The organism is Massilia agilis, from assembly GCF_024756255.1.
In the GTDB taxonomy this organism is placed as follows: Bacteria; Pseudomonadota; Gammaproteobacteria; order Burkholderiales; family Burkholderiaceae_D; genus Telluria; species Telluria agilis.
On record NZ_JANUHB010000001.1, the window covers coordinates 906,663 to 926,314 of the forward strand.

The 19,652-nt window shown below is 65.7% G+C and carries 19 protein-coding genes; 3 read left to right on the top strand and 16 right to left on the bottom strand.

Annotated features, from left to right (window positions below; translation table 11 throughout):
* Positions 1-47: 47 nt before the first annotated feature.
* The 13 genes from hflC to ndk form a co-directional block, all read right to left on the bottom strand.
* A complete protein-coding gene (hflC, locus tag NX774_RS04130) occupies positions 48-923 on the bottom strand; it encodes a protease modulator HflC (RefSeq protein ID WP_258820888.1) in 876 nt (291 codons plus the stop codon).
* Entirely contained in the window at positions 923-2,260 is a 1,338-nt protein-coding gene (gene hflK / locus NX774_RS04135) for an FtsH protease activity modulator HflK (RefSeq protein WP_258820889.1), read from the bottom strand. The genes hflC and hflK overlap by 1 nt, the downstream gene beginning before the upstream one ends.
* Before the next feature lie 6 nt (positions 2,261-2,266).
* Positions 2,267-3,433: a GTPase HflX gene (hflX, locus tag NX774_RS04140; protein WP_258821437.1), complete on the bottom strand. Its 1,167-nt coding sequence runs from the start codon at positions 3,431-3,433 to the stop codon at positions 2,267-2,269.
* A gap of 32 nt (positions 3,434-3,465) precedes the next feature.
* Entirely contained in the window at positions 3,466-3,702 is a 237-nt protein-coding gene (gene hfq / locus NX774_RS04145) for an RNA chaperone Hfq (protein ID WP_258809657.1), read from the bottom strand.
* A gap of 136 nt (positions 3,703-3,838) precedes the next feature.
* A complete protein-coding gene (gene der, locus NX774_RS04150; protein ID WP_258820890.1) occupies positions 3,839-5,182 on the bottom strand; it encodes a ribosome biogenesis GTPase Der in 1,344 nt (447 codons plus the stop codon).
* 9 nt (positions 5,183-5,191) lie between these two features.
* Positions 5,192-6,337: an outer membrane protein assembly factor BamB gene (gene bamB, locus NX774_RS04155; protein ID WP_258820891.1), complete on the bottom strand. Its 1,146-nt coding sequence runs from the start codon at positions 6,335-6,337 to the stop codon at positions 5,192-5,194.
* Between the two features lie 146 nt (positions 6,338-6,483).
* Positions 6,484-7,152, bottom strand: coding sequence for a YfgM family protein (locus NX774_RS04160; protein WP_258820892.1), 669 nt, complete (start codon positions 7,150-7,152; stop codon positions 6,484-6,486).
* 39 nt (positions 7,153-7,191) lie between these two features.
* Positions 7,192-8,529: a histidine--tRNA ligase gene (gene hisS / locus NX774_RS04165; RefSeq protein ID WP_258820893.1), complete on the bottom strand. Its 1,338-nt coding sequence runs from the start codon at positions 8,527-8,529 to the stop codon at positions 7,192-7,194.
* Between the two features lie 103 nt (positions 8,530-8,632).
* Positions 8,633-9,907 carry a flavodoxin-dependent (E)-4-hydroxy-3-methylbut-2-enyl-diphosphate synthase gene (gene ispG, locus NX774_RS04170; protein WP_258820894.1) on the bottom strand — a complete coding sequence of 425 codons (1,275 nt, stop codon included), beginning with the start codon at positions 9,905-9,907 and terminating at the stop codon, positions 8,633-8,635.
* Between the two features lie 11 nt (positions 9,908-9,918).
* Entirely contained in the window at positions 9,919-10,899 is a 981-nt protein-coding gene (locus tag NX774_RS04175; protein ID WP_258820895.1) for a helix-turn-helix domain-containing protein, read from the bottom strand.
* Between the two features lie 7 nt (positions 10,900-10,906).
* Positions 10,907-11,710 carry a type IV pilus biogenesis/stability protein PilW gene (gene pilW / locus NX774_RS04180; protein WP_258820896.1) on the bottom strand — a complete coding sequence of 268 codons (804 nt, stop codon included), beginning with the start codon at positions 11,708-11,710 and terminating at the stop codon, positions 10,907-10,909.
* Complete coding sequence (rlmN, locus tag NX774_RS04185) at positions 11,707-12,876, bottom strand: dual-specificity RNA methyltransferase RlmN (protein ID WP_258820897.1); 1,170 nt, start codon at positions 12,874-12,876, stop codon at positions 11,707-11,709. The genes pilW and rlmN overlap by 4 nt, the downstream gene beginning before the upstream one ends.
* A 76-nt stretch (positions 12,877-12,952) precedes the next feature.
* Entirely contained in the window at positions 12,953-13,378 is a 426-nt protein-coding gene (gene ndk / locus NX774_RS04190; RefSeq protein ID WP_036240108.1) for a nucleoside-diphosphate kinase, read from the bottom strand.
* Between the two features lie 214 nt (positions 13,379-13,592).
* On the opposite strand from ndk, the gene NX774_RS04195 reads away from it, so the two are divergent.
* Positions 13,593-14,276: a Bax inhibitor-1/YccA family protein gene (locus NX774_RS04195; protein WP_258820898.1), complete on the top strand. Its 684-nt coding sequence runs from the start codon at positions 13,593-13,595 to the stop codon at positions 14,274-14,276.
* A 45-nt stretch (positions 14,277-14,321) separates the two neighbouring features.
* Here NX774_RS04195 and NX774_RS04200 read toward each other — a convergent pair whose 3' ends face one another.
* The gene (locus NX774_RS04200) at positions 14,322-15,212 is read right to left on the bottom strand and encodes a LysR family transcriptional regulator (protein ID WP_258820899.1); all 891 of its coding nucleotides are present in this window, start codon (positions 15,210-15,212) and stop codon (positions 14,322-14,324) included.
* Between the two features lie 188 nt (positions 15,213-15,400).
* Between NX774_RS04200 and NX774_RS04205 the strand changes: the two genes are divergently transcribed.
* Complete coding sequence (locus NX774_RS04205) at positions 15,401-16,567, top strand: MFS transporter (protein ID WP_258821438.1); 1,167 nt, start codon at positions 15,401-15,403, stop codon at positions 16,565-16,567.
* Positions 16,568-16,626: 59 nt separating this feature from the next.
* Positions 16,627-17,124, top strand: a complete 498-nt coding sequence (locus tag NX774_RS04210; protein ID WP_258820900.1) for a Spy/CpxP family protein refolding chaperone — start codon at positions 16,627-16,629, stop codon at positions 17,122-17,124.
* Positions 17,125-17,151: 27 nt separating this feature from the next.
* On the opposite strand, the gene rlmD is transcribed toward NX774_RS04210, so the two are convergent.
* Both rlmD and rpoS read right to left on the bottom strand, forming a co-directional pair.
* Positions 17,152-18,504: a 23S rRNA (uracil(1939)-C(5))-methyltransferase RlmD gene (gene rlmD / locus NX774_RS04215; protein WP_258820901.1), complete on the bottom strand. Its 1,353-nt coding sequence runs from the start codon at positions 18,502-18,504 to the stop codon at positions 17,152-17,154.
* Between the two features lie 128 nt (positions 18,505-18,632).
* Complete coding sequence (rpoS, locus tag NX774_RS04220; protein ID WP_258820902.1) at positions 18,633-19,646, bottom strand: RNA polymerase sigma factor RpoS; 1,014 nt, start codon at positions 19,644-19,646, stop codon at positions 18,633-18,635.
* Positions 19,647-19,652: the final 6 nt, after the last annotated feature.

Consider the following 19,652-nt stretch of genomic DNA (forward strand, 5'->3'; position numbering starts at 1 on the left):
TGGCCGCCTTTGAAGAATCCCGGAAACTGGATGTCCGAAGAATGTTCTTACTTTCCGGAACCTGGGTTCCTGAAGTACTTGAAGAACTCGGAATTGGAATCGATCACCATCACGTCGCCATGGTTCTTGAAGGAGGCGCGGTAGGCTTCCAGCGAACGGTAGAACTTGTAGAACTCGGGGTTCTTGCCGAACGACTTGGCGTAGATCTCGGAGGCTTTGGCGTCGCCCTCGCCCTTGATCTTCTCGGCGTCGCGGTAGGCTTCGGCCAGGATCACGGTGCGCTGGCGGTCGGCGTCGGCCTTGATTTTCTCGGAGTCGGCCGAACCGGTCGAGCGCAGCTCGTTGGCCACGCGCACGCGCTCGGCCTTCATGCGGTCGAACACGGCGCCGTTGATCTCGTCCACGAAATCGACACGCTTGAGGCGCACGTCGATCACGTCCAGCCCGAGCGGCTTGGCGCCGGCCTCGACCTTGCCGCGCACCACGTCCATCATCTTGTCGCGTTCGGTCGACACCACCTGGTGCACGGTGCGGCGCGAGATTTCATCGTTCAACGCCGCCTTGACGATCTGCGCCACGCGGTCGCGCACCTTGCCCTCGTCGCCGCCAAAGCTGACGAAGAAGCCGCGCGGGTCGGCGATACGCCATTTGACGAAGGCGTCCACCTGCAGGCCCTTCTTCTCGGACGTGGTGTAGCGTTCGCCGTCAGGCGTGTCCAGGGTGAGGATGCGCTTGTCGAGGTAGACGACATTTTGCAGCGGCGGCGGCAGCTTGAAATGCAGGCCGGGCTCGCTGATGACTTCATGCACTTCGCCAAGCGCGAAGACGATCGCATAGCGGCGCTGGTCCACGACGAACACGGTCGAGGACAGCAGCATCAGCGCCACGAACAGCGCGACAAATACAGTGACGAGGCGGTTCATCAGCGGGTCTCCCGGTCGCGTTGCGATTCGCGGCTACGCGCGTCGCGCTGGCGTACCGATTCGAGGTTCTGCGGTGCTTCCGGCTGCGGCTGGGCCTGCTGCGGCTGGGCTTGCTGCTGGGCTTGCGGCTGCGCCTGCTGAGGCTGCGCCTGCTGCGCTTGCGGCACCTGCACCGGGCCCGACTTGCTGCCGATGGCGGCATCACGGGCGGCGGTCTTGTCCATCATCTTGTCCAGCGGCAGGTAGAGCGTGTTGGCGCTCTTGGTGTCCACCAGCACCTTGCTGGCACTGGTGAAGATCTGCTGCATGGTGTCGATGTACATGCGGTCGCGGGTGACGGCCGGCGCCTTGGCGTACTGCGAGACCACGGCGTCGAAACGAGCCGCGTTGCCCATCGCGTTCTCGACCACCATCGAGCGATAGGCCTCGGCTTCCTGGATCACGCCGAAGGCCTGGCCCCGGGCGCGCGGCAGGATGTCGTTGGCATAGCTCTCGCCTTCGTTGCGGGCGCGCGCGGCGTCCTCGGCCGCCTTGACGGCGTCGTTGAACGCGGCCTGCACCGGCTCGGGCGGCTGGACCGCCTGCATGGTCACGCCGGTGACCTGTGCGCCCAGCTTGTACTGGTCGAGCAGGCGCTGCATGATCGCGTGGATGTCGCCGGCGATGCGGTCGCGTCCCTGGTAGAGCACGAAGTCCATCTTGTTCTTGCCGACCACTTCGCGCGCGGCGCTCTCGGCCACGTGGCGCACGGTGTCGTCCTGGTCGCGCCCGGCGAACAGCCAGGCCACCGGGTCCTTGACCTGGTACTGGACGGCAAATTGCACATCGACCAGGTTCTCGTCGTCGGTGAGCATCAGCGATTCGGCCGGCTGGCGGTTGCGCACGTTGTTGCGGTAGCCGATCTCTGCGGTGTTGACGCGGCCGGTGTTGACGATCTGGTGGGCCTGGATCGGGTAAGGCCAGCGCCAGTTGAAGCCCGGCTTGGCGGTGTGGCTGAGTTTGCCGAAGGTGGTCACCACGGCGACCTGCCCTTCCTGCACGATGAAGGCGCCGCTGGCAAACCAGATCAGCGCCACGATGAAGACGATGACGGACGCGGTGATGCCGGCGCCGCGCATGTCGGGCTTGAACTGCCCGTCACCGCCGCCGGCGCCGCGCTGGCCGAACAAACGGTTCAGGCGGGCGTTGAAGTCGCGCCACAGCTGGTCGAGGTCAGGCGGGCCTTCGCCGGGACGACGACCTTCCTGGGCCTTGCCTTCTCCTTTGGGATTGTGGCCCCAGCGCGGATCGTTCAACGATGTCTTGATGCCGATTCTTTTTAGTATTGAAGCAAGCATATGCTTTTAGTGGGGCCCGACAGGGGTGGAGGATGGAAGGACGTCGCCGGCCTGCGCAAAGCCGCGCGGATCTTCCTGTTCTTCTGGATACGGCGTCAGGCCGGGCCCGGCGCTTGCTGCCTCGACGATCGCCTCGCGCAGCAGATCGAGGCCCGCGCCACTCTGGGCGCTGATGAAAACGCGGCTGATTTTATCATATTCATCACGTTCCACCCCGGGCTCTAGCCCTGCGGCATCAATCTTGTTCCACACCAGGATCTGCGGCACGTGGTCGGCGCCAATCTCGCGCAGCACGTCGTTGACCTGCTCGATCTGCTCGTTGCGCACGGGCGAGGAGCCGTCCACGACGTGCAGCAGCAGGTCGGCATGGATGGTTTCCTCCAGCGTGGCGCGGAACGCCGCCACCAGCTGGTGGGGCAGCTCGCGCACGAAGCCGACGGTGTCGGACACCACGACGTTGCCGACCTCGCCGCCCAGGTACAGGCGGCGGCTGGTGGTGTCGAGCGTGGCGAACAGCTGGTTCGCGACGTACACGCCGGCCTTGGTCAGCGTGTTGAACAGGGTGGACTTGCCGGCGTTGGTGTAGCCGACCAGCGAGACCGAGAAGGTCTGGTTGCGCCCACGCGAGCGGCGCTGGGTTTCATGTTGCTTGCGCAACTTGGTCAGGCGCGTGCGCAGCATCTTGACGCGCTCGCCGATCAGGCGGCGGTCGGTCTCGAGCTGGGTTTCGCCAGGGCCGCGCAGGCCGATACCGCCCTTCTGGCGTTCCAGGTGGGTCCAGCCGCGGATCAGGCGCGTGGCCAGGTGCTGCAACTGGGCCAGCTCGACCTGCAGCTTGCCCTCGTTGGTCTTGGCGCGCTGGGCGAAGATGTCGAGGATCAGGCTGGTGCGGTCGACGACCCGCACGTTCAGGCGCCGCTCCAGGTTGCGCTGCTGGGCGGGCGAGAGCGCATGGTTGAAGATGACGATGTCGACCTGCTCGGCCAGGCAAGCCTGGGCGATCTCGTCGGCCTTGCCGCTGCCCACGAAGTAGGCCGGGTCGGGCGCGGCGCGGCGGGCGGTGATGGTGGTGATCGGGTCGGCACCGGCGGAACGCGCGAGCAACGACAGCTCATCGAGGCTGGCGGAAAAATCGCCAGCCCCAAAATCGATGCCCACCAGCGCAGCGCGCATGGTGGAGGTGCCGGGGGCTTCTGCCATCGGCCTTACTCGGCTTCCTGCTCGAGGTTCAGGTTGACGGCGCGGGCCGGGACAACGGTCGAAATGGCGTGTTTGTACACCATTTGGGTGACGGTGTTACGCAGCAGGACCACGTACTGGTCAAAGGACTCGATGTGTCCCTGGAGCTTGATCCCGTTGACCAGGTAGATCGAGACGGGAACGTGCTCTTTGCGCAAGGCGTTGAGGAATGGGTCTTGTAACAGTTGCCCTTTGTTGCTCATAAAAGCTCCGTGATGTTGTTGTAGTTTAAAAGTTGAGGCGACTCGCCGGTTTTCAAGAGGCAAAACCGACGTTCTTTGAAGGCGAAAACAAGCCTACTGTACCCTGTTTTGCCGCCGTTTGTCGTCCTGCTATGGGTTATTTGTTCTCTTTGGCAAACGGATTCTTGCCAGAACGCAATTCAATACGGAGCGGGGTGCCCACCAAATTGAATGTGTCGCGGAAATGCTTCTCCAGGTAGCGCTTGTACGGCTCGGTGACGCCATCGAGCGCATTGCCGTGGATGACGATGACCGGCGGGTTTTGCCCGCCCTGGTGGGCGTAGCGCATCTTGGGGCGGGTGCCACCCTTGCGCTTGGGCTCCTGCTTTTCCACCGCCAGTTCCAGCGCGCGGGTCAGGCGCGGGGTGGACAGGTTGGCGGTGGCGGCGGCATAGGCGGCATCGACCGACTTCATCAGCTGGCTGATGCCGGTGCCCTTGAGCGCCGAAATGAAATGCTGCTTGGCGAACGACAGGAAGTCGAGCTTGCGGTCCAGGTCGAACTTGACCTGGTCGCGCTGGTCCGACTGCAGGCCGTCCCACTTGTTGACGGCCACCACCAGCGCCCTGCCCGACTCCAGGATGAAGCCGGCGATGTGGGCGTCCTGTTCCGAGATGGTCTGTTGGGCGTCCAGCAGCAGGATGACCACGTTCGCTTCCGAGATCGACTGCAGCGTCTTGACCACCGAGAACTTCTCGATCGCTTCGAACACCTTGCCGCGGCGGCGGATGCCGGCGGTGTCGATCAGGGTGTAATGCTTGCCGTCGCGCTCGAACGGCACCTCGATCGAGTCGCGCGTGGTGCCCGGCATGTCGAAGGCAATCACGCGCTGCTCGCCCACCAGCGTGTTGATCAGCGTGGACTTGCCCACGTTGGGGCGGCCGACGATGGCGATGCGGATGCCGCGCTCGGCCGGTTCGAGCTCCTCGGCGTCTTCCGGACGCTGCTGGAACGCCAGGTCGAGCGCCTCGTTGACGAGGTCCACCACGCCGTCGCCGTGCGCGGCCGAGATCACGTACGGGTCGCCCAGGCCCAGCTCATAGAACTCGGCGGTGACCGAGGTGTACTTCATGCCCTCGCTCTTGTTCACCACGAGCATGACCTTGCGGCCGCTCTTGCGCAGGAAGTCGGTGATGGTCTTGTCGTGCGGGGTCAGGCCCTGGCGGCCGTCCACGATGAACACCACCACGTCGGCCTCGGCCACGGCCTGGCGCGTCTGCAGCGCCATCTCGTGCATGATGCCTTCCTTGGCGACAGGCTCAAAACCACCGGTATCGATGACCAGGAACGGGCGCTCGCCCACCCGCCCTTCCCCGTAGTGGCGGTCGCGGGTCAGGCCAGGAAGGTCTGCCACCAGCGCGTCGCGCGAGCGGGTCAGGCGGTTGAACAGGGTCGATTTCCCGACGTTGGGTCGGCCTACTAATGCGATTACCGGCTTCATGTAATTATGTTATTCCACCGCGATCGCGGTCACGGTGCCATTCTGCGTTTGAAAAATCAGGTTCGAGCCGGCCACGATCGGGCTCGCGGTGATGGCGCTGCCATCGGTCGCCACGCGGGCCAGCAGCTTGCCGTCCTCGCGCGCCAAAAAGTGCACGTAGCCCTGGTAGTCGCCCACGGCCACGGCGCGGCCGAACGATACCGGCGTGGACAGTGCGCGGAAGGACAGCTTGTCGTTCTTCCAGGCGCTGGTGCCGCCGTCGCGGTTGAACGCGTACACCGCGCCCTTGTCGTCGGCGGCGAACACGTACAGCTGGTCCACGGCCACGCCCACTTGCGAGGACAGGTCGCGCGTCCAGCGTGCCGAGCCGGTGGTGAGGTCGAAGCAGCCCACGCGGCCCTGGTAGGACACGGCGCACACGTCGTTGTCGAACACCACCGGGGCGCCGCCGATGTCGGTCACGCGCTCCAGTTCAGTGGCGCCGCGCGCCACGCCCACTTCCACCTCCCAGCGCGGGGCGCCGGTGGCGATCAGCAGCGAGGACAGCTTGCCGCCCGGCTGGGCGATGATCACGTCCTTGTCGTGCACCGCCATGCCCGGCGCCAGGCGCAGGGTCAGCGGCGGCGCCGGGCGCTGCACGGTCCATTTCTTCTCGCCGGTCTTGGCGTCGAAACCGACGATGCGGTTGTCGATCGAGCGCGCCACCACGATGTCGTGCGCGACCGCCGGGGCCGACAGGATTTCGCTCGACAGCTGCGCCTTCCACAGCGGCTTGCCGTCCATGTCGAATGCCAGCAGCATGCCCTTGGCGCCGCCCACGGCGATCAGGTTGCCGTCGGTGCCCGGGCCGGCGGTCAGGTCCATGCCGGCCTTGGTGCGCCAGAGCTCCTTGCCGTTGTCGGCCTGCACGCGCACGATGTTGCCATCGCCGCTGGCCAGCACCACGGTGTTGCCGGCCAGCGCAGGCGACAGCTCGTAGTTGTTCGATTTGCCGACGCTCAGTTTCCAGCTGGTGCGTGCGGCCATGCTCGCCTTCAGCTCGGTCAGTGCGGCCGGCTGGTTGCCTTTTGGCTTGGACGCGAACGGGTTCAGGCTCGAGCAACCGGCGATCAGGGCCAGGACGCCAACGCCGACAAGCTTACGTGTAGTGCGCATATTGTTATTTACCTTGTTGTCTCACGAAGTGCGTAGGGTGGGCAGGTTTCCTGCCCACGCGGTGATACGAATCGCTTGCCCAGCCGTTACGGCCGCTCACACGGTACGTATCACCGCGTGGGCACAATGTGCCCACCCTACGGGTTTCAGGCTGCGGGTTTGGCCGGGGCAGCGGACTGGGCCTGCTGCGGCACACCCAGCGCGTCGAGCTTGATCTGCACCAGCTGGCGGCCCGGGTTCTTCTGGTCCATGGCATCGAGCGCGGCCTGGTAGGCGGCACGCGCTTCGACGATCTTGTTCTGCGCGACCAGCACGTCGCCCTTGCGGTCCGCCACTTCAGCCTTGTACTGCGGCAGGAAGTCGCCGGCCAGCAGCTTGAGCGCGTCGTCGTAAGCCTTCTCGTCCAGCAGCACGCCAGCCAGGCGCAGCTTGGCGATCGACTTGTACTCGTCGTTGCCGTGGTCAACCACCCACTGCAGCTGGGCCTTGGCGGTCTTCAGGTCGTTCGCGTCGAACGCCGCCTTGGCCGCGCCCAGCGCCGCCATCTGCGCGTAGGTGGTGCCGTCGAACTTGGCTTCGACGTCGGTGGCGATGCGCTGCACCTTGGCGTTGTCGTTGGCCTGCAGCGAAGCCTGCAGTTCGTCGTACAGCGCCGACGCTTCCGCTGCTTGCCTGCCCTGGTGCGAAGTCCAGAAGTTGTAGCCGGCGTAGCCCGCGAGCGCGACGATCAGCACCCAGGTGATCAGGTTGCCATAGGAGGCCCAGAATGCCTTGAAAGTGGCAATCTGTTCTTGTTCTTCGAGGTCGTATGCCATGTCGGTCTGGTTCAAATAATGGTTGGGTTGGAGGAAATCTTACGCGTGGTAGTGCACGTGGTCGTGATCGTGGTCGTGGCCGACGATCTGGTCAACCACGAAGTCCACCACATTGTCGAACGGCACACTGGTCTGCTGCTGGCCTTCCTCGCCTTCGCGCAGCGCCTTGACGGCCGCGACGTTGCCCGCCACCTCGTCGTCGCCCAGGATCACGGCGAACGCGGCGCCCGAAGCGTCGGCTTTCTTCATCTGGCTCTTGAAGCTGCCGGCGCCCTGCGGCGTGGCGCAGTGCAGCACCACGTCCAGCCCGGCGTCGCGCAGGCGCTCGGCCAGGATGAAGGCGCGCATCTGGGCTTCGCTTCCCTGGTGCACCATGTACACGTCGCACTGGCTCGGCGCGGCGGGCTCGCCGGCCGACTTCATCAGCTCGATCAAGCGCTCGATGCCCATTGCAAAGCCCACGCCCGGCGTTGCCTTGCCGCCGAAGGTCTCGATCAGCGGGTCGTAGCGCCCGCCCGCGCACACGGTGCCCTGCGCGCCCAGTTCGTCGGTGACCCACTCGAACACGGTGCGGTTGTAATAGTCCAGGCCGCGCACCAGGCGCGGGTTGACGGTGTACTGGACATTATTGGCGTCCAGGATCTTTTTCAAGCCCTCGAAGTGCGCAAGCGACTCCTCGCCCAGGTATTCGAGCAGCTTGGGCGCCTGGTTGACCAGGTCCTGCATCTTGGGGTTCTTGGTGTCCAGGATGCGCAGCGGGTTGGCGTGCAGGCGGCGCTTGGCTTCCTCGTCGAGCTGGTCGATGTTCGCTTCGAAGTAGGCGATCAGGTCGGCGCGGTGGCGGTTGCGCTCTTCGGCGTTGCCGATCGAATTCAGCTCCAGGCGGATGCCTTCCAGGCCCAGGTCATCCCACAGGCGGCGGCACAGCATGATGAGCTCGGCATCGATGTCCGGGCCACTGAAACCGATGGCCTCGGCGCCGAACTGGAAGAACTGGCGGTAGCGGCCGCGCTGCGGACGCTCGTGGCGGAACATCGGGCCCTTGTACCACAGGCGCTTGGGACCGTCGTAAGCGAGGTTGTGCTCGATCACGGCGCGCACCACGCCGGCGGTGCCTTCCGGACGCAGGGTCAGCTGGTCGCCGTTCATCGAGTCCTCGAAGGAGTACATTTCCTTTTCGACGATGTCGGTGACGGCGCCGATCGCGCGCGCGAACAGGCGCGTTTCCTCGACGATCGGGGTGACGATCTTCTGGTAGCCGTAGCTCTTGAGGATGGTCTCGGCGGTGTTTTCGAACAGCTCCCACAGCGGCGCGTCGGCCGGGAGGATGTCGTTCATGCCTTTGATGGCTACAATTTTCTCTTTTTTCTCGGACATTTTGTACTTTCCCTCGTCGCCCCGATGAAAATCGGGGCCCATGCTGAGTATCCGGCGTCGGCAAACTCAGCATGGGTCCCGGCTTTCGCCGGGACGACGATTTTTAGGCTGCGGACTCGAGTTGAGTCCCGTAATTCTTTTTCACGTAATCCAGCACAATCTGCTGGAACTCTTCCACGATGCGCTCGCCGCGCAGCGTCGCCACTTTATGGCCGTCGACAAACACCGGCGCGGCCGGCGATTCGCCGGTGCCCGGCAGGCTGATGCCGATGTTGGCATGCTTCGATTCGCCCGGCCCGTTGACGATGCAGCCCATCACGGCCACGTTCATCGCTTCCACGCCAGGGTAGGACTTCTTCCACTCGGGCATTTGCTCGCGCAGGAAGGTCTGGATGTTGTCGGCCAGTTCCTGGAACACGGTCGAGGTGGTGCGGCCACAACCCGGGCAGGCGATCACCATCGGCGCGAACTTGCGCAGGCCCATGGTCTGCAGGATTTCCTGCGCCACCACCACTTCCTTGGTGCGGTCGCCGCCCGGCTCGGGGGTCAGCGAAATGCGGATCGTGTCGCCGATGCCTTCCTGCAGCAGCACCGACAGCGCCGCGGTCGAGGCGACGATGCCCTTGCTGCCCATGCCCGCTTCGGTCAGGCCCAGGTGCAGCGCGTAGTCGCAGCGCTTGGCCAGCTCGCGGTACACGGCGATCAGGTCCTGCACACCGGACACCTTGCACGACAGGATGATCTTGTCGCCGGCAAGGCCCAGCTGCTCGGCGCGCTGGGCGTTTTCGATGGCGGAAGTGACCAGCGCCTCGTACATCACCACCTGTGCACTCCACGGCTGCGCGCGGGCAGCGTTTTCGTCCATGATGCGCGCCAGCAGCGACTGGTCCAGGCTGCCCCAGTTCACGCCAATGCGCACCGGCTTGTCGTACTGGATGGCCGCCTCGATCATCTGGGCGAACTGGCTGTCGCGCTTGGCGCCCTGCCCCACGTTGCCGGGGTTGATGCGGTATTTCGACAGCGCCTTGGCGCACTCCGGAAAATCACGCAGGAGCAGGTGGCCGTTGTAGTGGAAGTCGCCCACCAGCGGCACGTCCACGCCCATCTTGTCGAGCTGTTCGCGGATTGCCGGCACGGCCGCCGCCGCTTCCGGCGTGTTGACTGTGATGCGCACCACCTCGGAGCCGGCGCGCGCCAGTTCCTTCACCTGGATCGCGGTGGCGATCGCATCGGCCGTGTCGGTATTGGTCATCGACTGCACCAGCACCGGGGCGTCGCCGCCGACCCAGACCGTGCGCGCGCCATGCGACACCGCGACGGCGCGGCTCTTGCGGCGTGGCAGCGGGCCCGAGGCAATAGGCGTGTTCGAAGAAGTCATGCTTTCCTCTGTTACTTCAGGGAGACGCGCGCGATGGTCTTACCGGGCAGCATGGGCAGCTCGACGGCGCTGCCGCGCAGGGACGCGCTGACGCCTTTCGGGTTGCCGACGGTGACGGTGACCGGCTGCTCGACCGTCACGCTTTCCGTGCTGCCTGCCTTGACCAGGCGCGAAATCAGGTTCTTGCCGTCCGCCGTGCGCACCTGGATCCAGGAATCCTCGCGCACGTTCAGTACCAGCGAATTGGGGCCGACGGCGGTTTCGGTGGCGGCCTGCACCGGTTGCTGCAGCGCTGCCGGCTGGGCGGCGGCAGGCTGCGCGGCAGCGGACGGGCCGCCGGTGGCGCCTGGCGCCGCGGCCGGGGCGGCCGGCGCAGTGCCTGGCTGCGCCTCGCCACTGGGGGCCGGCGGATTCTGGCCCGGCACCGAAATCAGCGGCACGTCAGGCTTTTGCGCCGGCTCGCTCGCGCTGCCCGGGGGCACGCTGGCCGGCGCCGGCAGGACGGTGGTGCTGGCCGGCGAGCCGGAGGGCGCCTCGCCGACGGTGGAACGGAAGACGCCCAGGTGCCAGGCGGCGGCCGCGGCAGCCATCACGGCGACGGCGGCCGCGATCCAGCCGACCGGCAGGCTGCTGCGCTTGCCGTGCAGCGGAAAGCGCGACGACTCCGAGAACGTGGCCGGCTTTTCGCGCCGCACCGGGGCCGTGTTGACGGCGGTCTCCGGGGTGTCTATCGCGATCATCGCCACCAGCGGCGCGGCGTCGAGCCTGAGGATCTTGGCGTACGCGCGCACGAAGCCGCGCACCACGGCCGGGCTGGGCAGCGAGGCGTAGTCGCCTGCTTCCAGCGCCACCACCTGGCGCGGCGCCAGCTTGAGCTGGTCGGCCACCTGTTCCACGGTCCAGCCCATCGCTTCGCGCTGGGCCGCCAATGCCTTGCCTGGCACGCCGTTCGGGATTTCGGGCGTTGCCGGCTGATCTGCCCGCTCACTCATTGTCGTCTCACTCATCAAATGCCCCGCGCTGGAAGGCAGCGAACTCGGGCGAACCGGGGAAGCGACGGCGCAGTTGCCCGGCCAGGCTCGCCTCCAGGTTGCGGTCGCCCAACTTGCGCTCGACACGCAGCGCGAGCCACAGCGCGTCTGCCGACAGCGTATCGAGTTTCGCCGTCTCCGTCAGGCGGTTAACGAAAAAACCGGCGCGCACGTAGTCGCGCTTTTCATAATAGACCCGTGCGAGCCCTGTGTTCACGACCGGCAGGTCCGGTGCGATACGCAGCGCGTCCAGCAGATAGCGTTCGGCCGCATCGCGGTCTTTGTTCTTCAGGCTGCAGGTGCCGGCGTTGACCAGGGCCGACAGCGGCGACTGGTAATGCGGGTTCTTCAGCGCCGCCTCGAAATACGGGATCGCCTGCGCCGGCTTGCCGGCGGCATTGCACAGGAACGAGCCGTAGTTGTTGGCGATGTCCGGGCTGTGCGGCGCCAGCTTGAGCGCGCGCTGGAAATTTTCCTCGGCCAGGCCGTTCTCGCCCATGGAGCTGTAGATCAGGCCGCGCATGCCGTAGGCGTCGGCCGACTGCGGGTAGATCGCGATGGCCTGCTTGACCTCGTCGAGCGCGATCTCGAACTTGCCGTCCTGGTAGTAGCCGACCGCCAGCTGCAGGCGGATGCCGGCGCGCTTTTCGGCCGCGGTCTGGTCCGACGCGGTCTTGAGCTCGCCTTTCTCGGCGCTCGGGCCGCCCGCGCACGCGGCCAGCAGGCCGAGCGCGACGATGGCGGCGGCGCGCTTGAGGAGCGCGGCGCTCAAGAACGGATCTCCACGATGCGGCCGAAGTCGGCGCCGAACTTGCTCTTGTATTCGGCCATCTTTTCCATGCGCTCCTGCACCCGGGTGCGGTCCTGCACCTCGCCGGCCAGCTGGCCGCAGGCGGCGTCGATGTCGTCGCCGCGGGTCTTGCGGATGGTGGTCACCACGCCCGCATCCATCAGTATCTGGGCGAAGGCCTTGATGCGCGGGTTCTTCGAGCGTACCAGGCCCGATTCCGGGAACGGATTGAACGGAATCAGGTTCAGCTTGCAGTTGACGCCCACTTCGGGGTCGTTCACCAGCGCCAGCAGCTCGCGCGCGTGCTCGTCGGTGTCGTTCACGCCGTCGAGCATGCAGTATTCAAAGGTGATGAAGTCGCGCGGGGCGAATTGGAGATAGCGCTTGCAGGCCACCATCAGATCGCGCAGCGGGTACTTCTTGTTCAGGGGCACCAGCATGTCGCGCAGCGGATCGTTCGGCGCGTGCAGCGACACCGCCAGCGCCACCGGGCAATCCTGCGACAGCTTGTTGATCATCGGAATCACGCCCGAGGTCGACAGCGTCACGCGGCGGCGCGACAGGCCGTACGCGTTATCGTCGAGCATGAGCTTGAGCGCGGTGACGGTTGGTACGTAGTTCAGGAGCGGCTCGCCCATGCCCATCATCACCACGTTGGTGATCTGGCGCTCGCCCTTGGGGCCGGGCTCGATGCCCTTGGTCTTGCGCAGCTCGAACTCGGCCATCCACAGCTGGCCGATGATTTCGGCCACCGTCAGGTTGCGGCTGAAACCTTGCTTGCCGGTCGAGCAGAAGCGGCAGTTGACGGCGCAGCCAGCCTGGGTGGAGATGCACAGCGTGCCGCGGGTTTCCTCCGGGATGAACACGGTTTCGACGGCGTTGCCGTTGCCCACGTCCACCAGCCACTTGCGGGTGCCGTCGGACGAGGTGTGGTCGCTGATGATGCCGGGCGCGCGAATCTCCGCGCGCGTCTTGAGCTTCTCGCGCAGCGACTTGGCCAGGTCGGTCATGCTGTCGAAATCGGCAGCGCCGTACTGGTGTATCCAGCGTTGCAATTGCTTGGCGCGAAACGGCTTCTCACCCAAGTCGGCGCAGTATGCGGCGAGTTGCGCGGGATCGAAGTCCAGCAGGTTGGTGAGAGTCGTCATTTGTTTCCTAAAGTATTACAAAAGCCGCCCGCGGCTGCGGGCGGTTTTACGGCTTGTTACAGCTACGGCGCTGTGATTAGCGCGAGTAGACGTTCAGGGCCGGGAAGTAGTAGGCGATTTCCACGGCAGCGGTTTCAGCCGCGTCCGAACCGTGCACGGCGTTCGCGTCGATCGAGTCGGCGAAGTCGGCGCGGATGGTGCCCTTGTCGGCCTTCTTCGGGTCGGTGGCGCCCATCAGTTCGCGGTTCTTGGCGATGGCGTTTTCGCCTTCCAGCACTTGGATCATGACCGGGCCCGAGACCATGAAGTCAACCAGGTCCTTGAAGAACGGACGCTCCTTGTGGACGGCGTAGAAGCCTTCGGCTTCAGCGCGCGACAGCTGCGCCATGCGGGCAGCGACGATCTTCAGGCCAGCGCCTTCGAAGCGGCTGTAGATTTGGCCGATCACGTTTTTTGCAACAGCGTCTGGTTTGATGATCGACAGGGTGCGTTCAATTGCCATGTAAAAACTCCAATAAAAAGAATGGTTTAAATCGAGATGTTGAGAACTCAATCAACCTTTGATTTTACCATACATCCCCCGGATCACCGATATTGCCCTGCCGTCAAGCAAAGTGTTACAGTTGGGGGCGCCGCGCTCCCGCCTGTCACACCCGTGTCAGCAACCGGTGGTAAGCTGGGCGGGAAGCGTCACCAACCAACAAACCGGAGGCATCATGATCCCAAGCATCCAAAACAGTTACGACATTACCGGCGCCCGGGCCACGCGGCACAAGGTGCTGCGCAACACCTACTGGCTGCTGGCGCTGTCGATGGTCCCGACCGTGCTGGGCGCGATCATCGGCGTGACCATGCACGTGCCGGTCCTACGCGGCGGCATGGGCTTCTTGCTGTTCATGCTGATCGCGTTCGGCTTCATCGCCGCCATCGAAAAAACCAAGGAATCGGCGGCCGGCGTGGCCGTGCTGCTGGCATTCACCTTCTTCATGGGGCTGATGCTCACGCCGCTGCTGACCTACACCCTGCGCTATGCCAATGGCCCGGCGCTGATCATGACGGCATTCGGCGGCACCGCCTGCGTGTTCGCGGTCATGGCCAGCATTGCCACCGTGTCCAAGCGCGACTTTTCGGGCCTGTCCAGCTGGCTGACGGCCGGCGTGATCGTGCTGCTGCTGGCGGCCGTGGCCAACATCTTCCTTGGCCTGACGGCACTGCAGCTGGTGATTTCGGTGCTGGCGATCGGCATTTTCTCGGCCTTCATCCTGTTCGACGTGCAGCGCATCGTCAACGGCGGCGAAACCAATTACATCACCGCCACCCTGTCGATCTACCTGGACGTGTACAACATCTTCACCAGCCTGCTGCAACTGCTGGGCTTTACCGCCGGCAGCCGCGACTGACGCGCGCCCGCTCCCCCTCTTTGCGCCCGGCCCTGGCCGGGCGTTTTAATTGAAATCGGGGTCGGCCCCGAACAATTCCAGCACCCACTGCGAAAACGCCCTCACCTTGGGCGCCGCCAGCCGGCTGTCGCGGTACATGAGCGAGACCGGCATCGGCGTCGGGCGCGACTGCGCGAGCACTTCGACCAGCCGGCCCTGCGCCAGGTGTTCCCGGACCTGGTAAGCGCCCGCCTGGATCAGCCCGCAGCCGGCCAGGCCGCACAGCACATTGGCGTCGGCATCGTTGACTCCCACCGTCGCCTTTGCATCGACCTTGACCACCTCGCTGCCGACCACGAAATCCCAGTCCAGCGGCCGCCCGGTGCGCCCGGAGAAATAGACCACCAGGTCGTGCCCGGCCAAGTCGGCGATGCTGCGCGGGGTGCCGCGCCGCGCCAGGTACTCGGGTGAGGCGCAGGTGACAAAGCGCATCTGACCAAGCGGGCGCGCCACCAGCGTCGAGTCGTGCGGCTGGCCGACGCGCAGCGCGCAATCGATCCCCTCCTGCGCGAGGTCGGCCACGCGGTTGCTCACGCTGAGCATGAGTTCGATCTCGGGATAGGCAGCGCGGAATGCCCCCAGCCGCGGCAGCACCACGTTGCGGGCCAACGCGCCCGGCATGTCCACACGCAACAGCCCGCGCGGCCGCTGCGTGCCCAGCTGGCGCATGGCCTCGTCGGCGCTCTCCACCGCCGCCAGGATCTCGACGCAGCGGCGATAGTACTCCTCGCCCTCCGGCGTGGGCGACACGCGCCGCGTTGTCCGCTGCAGGAGCTTGGCCTGCAGGTGCGATTCGAGGCGCTGCACCGTCGCGGTCACCGCGGAGCGCGGCAAGTTGAGCGTTTCGGCCGCTTTCGAAAAACTGCGCGCTTCAACGATGCGCGCGAAGACAGTCATGGCACGCAGGCGATCCATAGCCACCCTTTGTTCACATAAAGTGAACTCTATTATCCATTCTAAGCCGATTATTTGCTATCACATTTCCAATAGACTGGTTTCCAGTCAACCATGAGGAGCTGATCGTGAACCAACTGATAGCAAACCGGCCGGCTGGCGCCGTAGTCGAGCCAGGCATCGCACAAGGAATGGTCCGCTTGCTCGCCGTTGCGGCGGGCATGATTGTCGCCAACCTGTATTACGCCCAGACGCTGGTCGGCCCGATCAGCGCGTCCACCGGGCTGTCGCCGGGCGCGGCCGGGCTGGTCGTCACGCTGACCCAGCTTGGCTATTGCCTGGGCCTGCTGTTCATCGTTCCGCTGGGCGACCGGCTTGAGAACCGGCGCATGATCGTGACCGGCATTGCCTTCACCTCCGCCGCGCTGGCCGCCGCCGCGCTGGCACAGTCGGCCCTGGTGTTCCTGCTGGCGGCGCTGTGCATCGGCCTTGGCGCCGTGGTCGCCCAGGTCCTGGTGCCTTTCGCGGCCCACCTGGCGCCGCAAGCGAGCCGCGGCGAGATCGTCGGCAAGGTCGTCAGCGGCCTGCTGCTGGGCATCATGCTGGCCCGCCCCCTCGCCAGCCTGGTGGCCGGCTATGCGGGCTGGCATGCCGTCTTTGCCGGCGCGGCCGTCGCGCTGGTGGGCCTTGCGCTGGTCCTGCACCACAAGCTGCCGCAACGCTTGCCCGTGGCGGGACCGGCCTACCCGCAGCTGATCAAGTCGCTGTGGCACCTGTTCGCCACCACGCCGGTGCTGCGCCGCCGCGCCGCCTACCACGCCGCCTTGTTCGGTGCCTTCAGCCTGTTCTGGACCACTGCGCCGCTGTACCTGCAAGGGCCTGGCTTGCACCTGTCGCAGACCGGCATCGCCGTGTTCGCGCTGGTCGGCATGGCGGGGGCGGTGGCCTCGCCGGTGGCGGGGCGCCTGGCCGATGCCGGGCACACGCGGATTGCGACAGGGGTTGCGCTATCGCTGGGTACGGTGAGCTTCGTGTTGCCGATGCTGGCGCCGGCCTCGCGCCCGGTGTCGCTGGCCCTGATGGTGGCGGCGTCGATCTTGCTGGACATGGGGGTCGCGGCCAACCTGGTGCTCGGCCAGCGCGCCATCTACACGCTGGGCGCCGAGGTGCGCAGCCGCCTGAACGGCATCTACTTTGCGCTGTTCTTCGCCGGCGGTGCGGCCGGATCGTCGATCGGCGGGTGGATCTACGCAACCCATGGCGCCACCGGCGCAATGGCCGTCGGCATGGCCTTGTGCGCACTCGGCCAGGCCTACTGGGTGACGGAACGAGGCACCGCGAACCCGCGCGCCGCCTGACTGTCCATTATGGGACCGGTCGCGCATCGGGCGGCGGGTAACAGGACTGGAGGTGGCAGATGAACAAGCGCACACTGGCCGTCTTTGCGGGCGGCATCTTCGCAGCCGGCCTTGCACTGGCCCAGCCCGGGCCAAGCGGCCAGCCCGGACCCGGCGGCCAGCCCGGGCCACAAGGCGGCCGCGGCTGGGGCAACCATGGCATGATGGACGGCTACGGCGGCTACGGCGGCGGCATGATGGGGCCGGGCATGATGGGCGGGTTCGGGTGGCGCAACATTCCCGACCTGACCGCCGACCAGCGCAGCAAGATCGAAGCCATCCGGCGCGATTTGCGCAACCGGCAGTTCGCGCTGATGGACCAGATGCACGACCAGATGCATGGCACGCCGTTCTATCGCAACGGCCAGTTCGACGAGCAGGCAGTGCGGCGCGCCTACGATTCGACCGAAAAGCTGCGGCGGCAGATGTTCGAAAATGCGCTGGATGCGCACAAGCGCATGGATGCGTTGCTGACGCCGGCGCAGCGCCAGCAGCTGGCGCGGCAGTCTAGCTCGTAGGGTGGGCAGATTCTGCCCACCCTACCCTTATGCCTGCTGTTCGGCGAGCTCGAACACGCCGATCGATTCGACGTGCGAGGTGTGCGGGAACATGTTGGCAATGCCGGCCTTGCGCATCACGTAGCCGGCGCGGTGCACCAGGATGCCGGCGTCGCGCGCGAGCGTGGACGGGCTGCACGAGACGTACACGATGCGGCGCGGCAGCAGTTCTGGCTGGGTTTCCTTCAGCTCGGCCAGCGCCAGCGCCAGCGCCACGGCGCCGTCGCGCGGCGGGTCGATCAGCATGCGGTCGAACTTGCCCAGCGCAACGAGGTCGTCCCTCGTCACTTCGAACAGGTTGCGCGTGTAGAAGGTGGTCTTTTCCGACACGCCATTGGCCTTGGCGTTCTCCAGCGCGCGCGTGGTGAGCGCGGTGCTGCCTTCGATGCCGACCACTTCGCGTGCCTGCGTGGCCAGCGGCAGCGTGAAGTTGCCCAGGCCGCAGAACAGGTCGGCCACGCGCTCGCCCGGCTGCACGTCCAGCAGGCGCAGCGCCTTGGACACCAGCACCCGGTTGATCTGGTGGTTCACCTGGGTGAAGTCGGTCGGCTTGAACGGCATCCGGATGCCGAACTCGGGCAGCGTGTAGAACAGCTCCTTATCTGCCGGATAGAACGGATAGACCGTGTCGGGACCCTTCGGCTGCAGCCACCACTGGATGTTCCACTGGTCGGCAAAGGCCTTGATCAGCTCCTCGTCCTGCGGCGTGAGTGGCGCCATGTTGCGCATCACGAGCGCCGTGGTTTCCTCGCCCACCGCCACCTCGATCTGCGGCATCTGGGTGTAGATCGACAGCGCGCGCACCATGTCACGCAGCGGCACCAGCAGCTGGGCCACATGCGGCGGCAGGATGTGGCACTGGGTCATGTCGGCCACGTAGGACGAGTGCTTTTCGTGAAAGCCGACCAGCACCGTTTCCTTCTTGGCCACGTAACGGACCGACAGCCGCGCGCGGTAGCGGTAGCCCCAGGTCGGGCCTTGCAGCGGGCGCATGATGTTCTCGGCCTTGACCTTGCCAAGGTGCCACAGGTTGTCTTCCAGCACGCGCTGCTTGATGGCGACCTGGGCCGTGGGCTCGAGGTGCTGCATCGAGCAGCCGCCGCAGTTGTCGAAGTGCTGGCACTTGGGCTCGACCCGCATCGACGAGGCGCGGCGCAAGGTGACCAGCCGGCCCGACTCCCAGTTCTTCTTCTTGCGCAGGGTCTCGAAACTGACACGTTCTCCCGGCAGCGCGCCTTCGACGAAAATCACCTTGCCCGGCGTGCCGTCCTCGTTGTCGAGGTGGCCAACGCCGCGCGCTTCCATGTCGAGGGCTTTAATGTCGATGAAGGTTTCTTGCATGTGAGTGAAGACTGGAAATCAAACTGCCAAACGCCACGCACCGCCCTCCCATGGCCGGGAACGGCGGTGACGAGCATGGTTGATCGGGCGGGAGGAACGCAGGGCTCAAGCCAACCGCAAACCGGGGATCATAGCAAGGAATCGCGCACGACGCCACGGGCGGCCATGGCCCGCTTGAGCTTGACGAGCGCCTCTTGCTGGATCTGGCGCACGCGCTCGCGCGTCACGCCCATCTCCTCGGCCAGGGTCTCGAGGGTGGCCGGGTCGTCGTTGTCCAGGCCAAAGCGGCGCATGACGACCACCCGCTGCTTGTCGGGCAGCTTGGCCAGCCAGTCGCGCACCAGCGCGGTCATTTCATGCTGCTCGGCGCGCGTGTCGGGGCTATCGTCCGTTTCGCCGGGCAGCATGTCCATCAGGCTCGACTGCGGATCGTTGTCCAGCGGCGCGTCGAGCGAGGTGGCGTGCTCGGACAGCGCCAGGATGTCCTGCACCTCTTCCACCGGGCGCCCGACCAGGCTGGCGATGTCTTCGCTGGAGGCGTCCTTGCCGTTGTGGCGCTGCGCTTCGAGGTGGTACTTGGCGCGCAGTATCTGGTTGAGTTCGCGCACCATGTGCACCGGCAGGCGCACGGTGCGCGCCTGGTTCATGATCGCCCGTTCGATGCTCTGGCGTATCCACCAGGTGGCATAGGTGGAGAACCGGAAGCCGCGCTCGGGCTCGAACTTGTCGATGGCGCGCATCAGGCCGATGTTGCCTTCCTCGATCATGTCGAGCAGCACGACCCCGCGGTTGATGTAGTGCTTGGCGATCGACACCACCAGCCGCAGGTTGTGTTCGATCATTTTCTGGCGCGCGGCAAAGTCGCCGGCCTTGGCCAGGGTGGCGTAGTGCGCCTCCTCGGTGGCCGACAGCAGCGGGCGCGAGCCGATCTGGTTCAGGTAGTGCTGGGTGGTGTCGGTGGACAACTCGGCGGCGAGCATCTTCTTGAGCTCGTCCACGCTTTCGAGCACGACATTGCCCTCGGGCCCCTGCTCGCCCGGCTCGGCGGCGGGCGCGCTGCCGTCCGCATCGAGCAACACGTCGTCGAGCGGCTCGTCCGGGGTGTCGTCCGAGGCGTCGTGCTCCAGATGCGGCTGCGTCATTGGCCC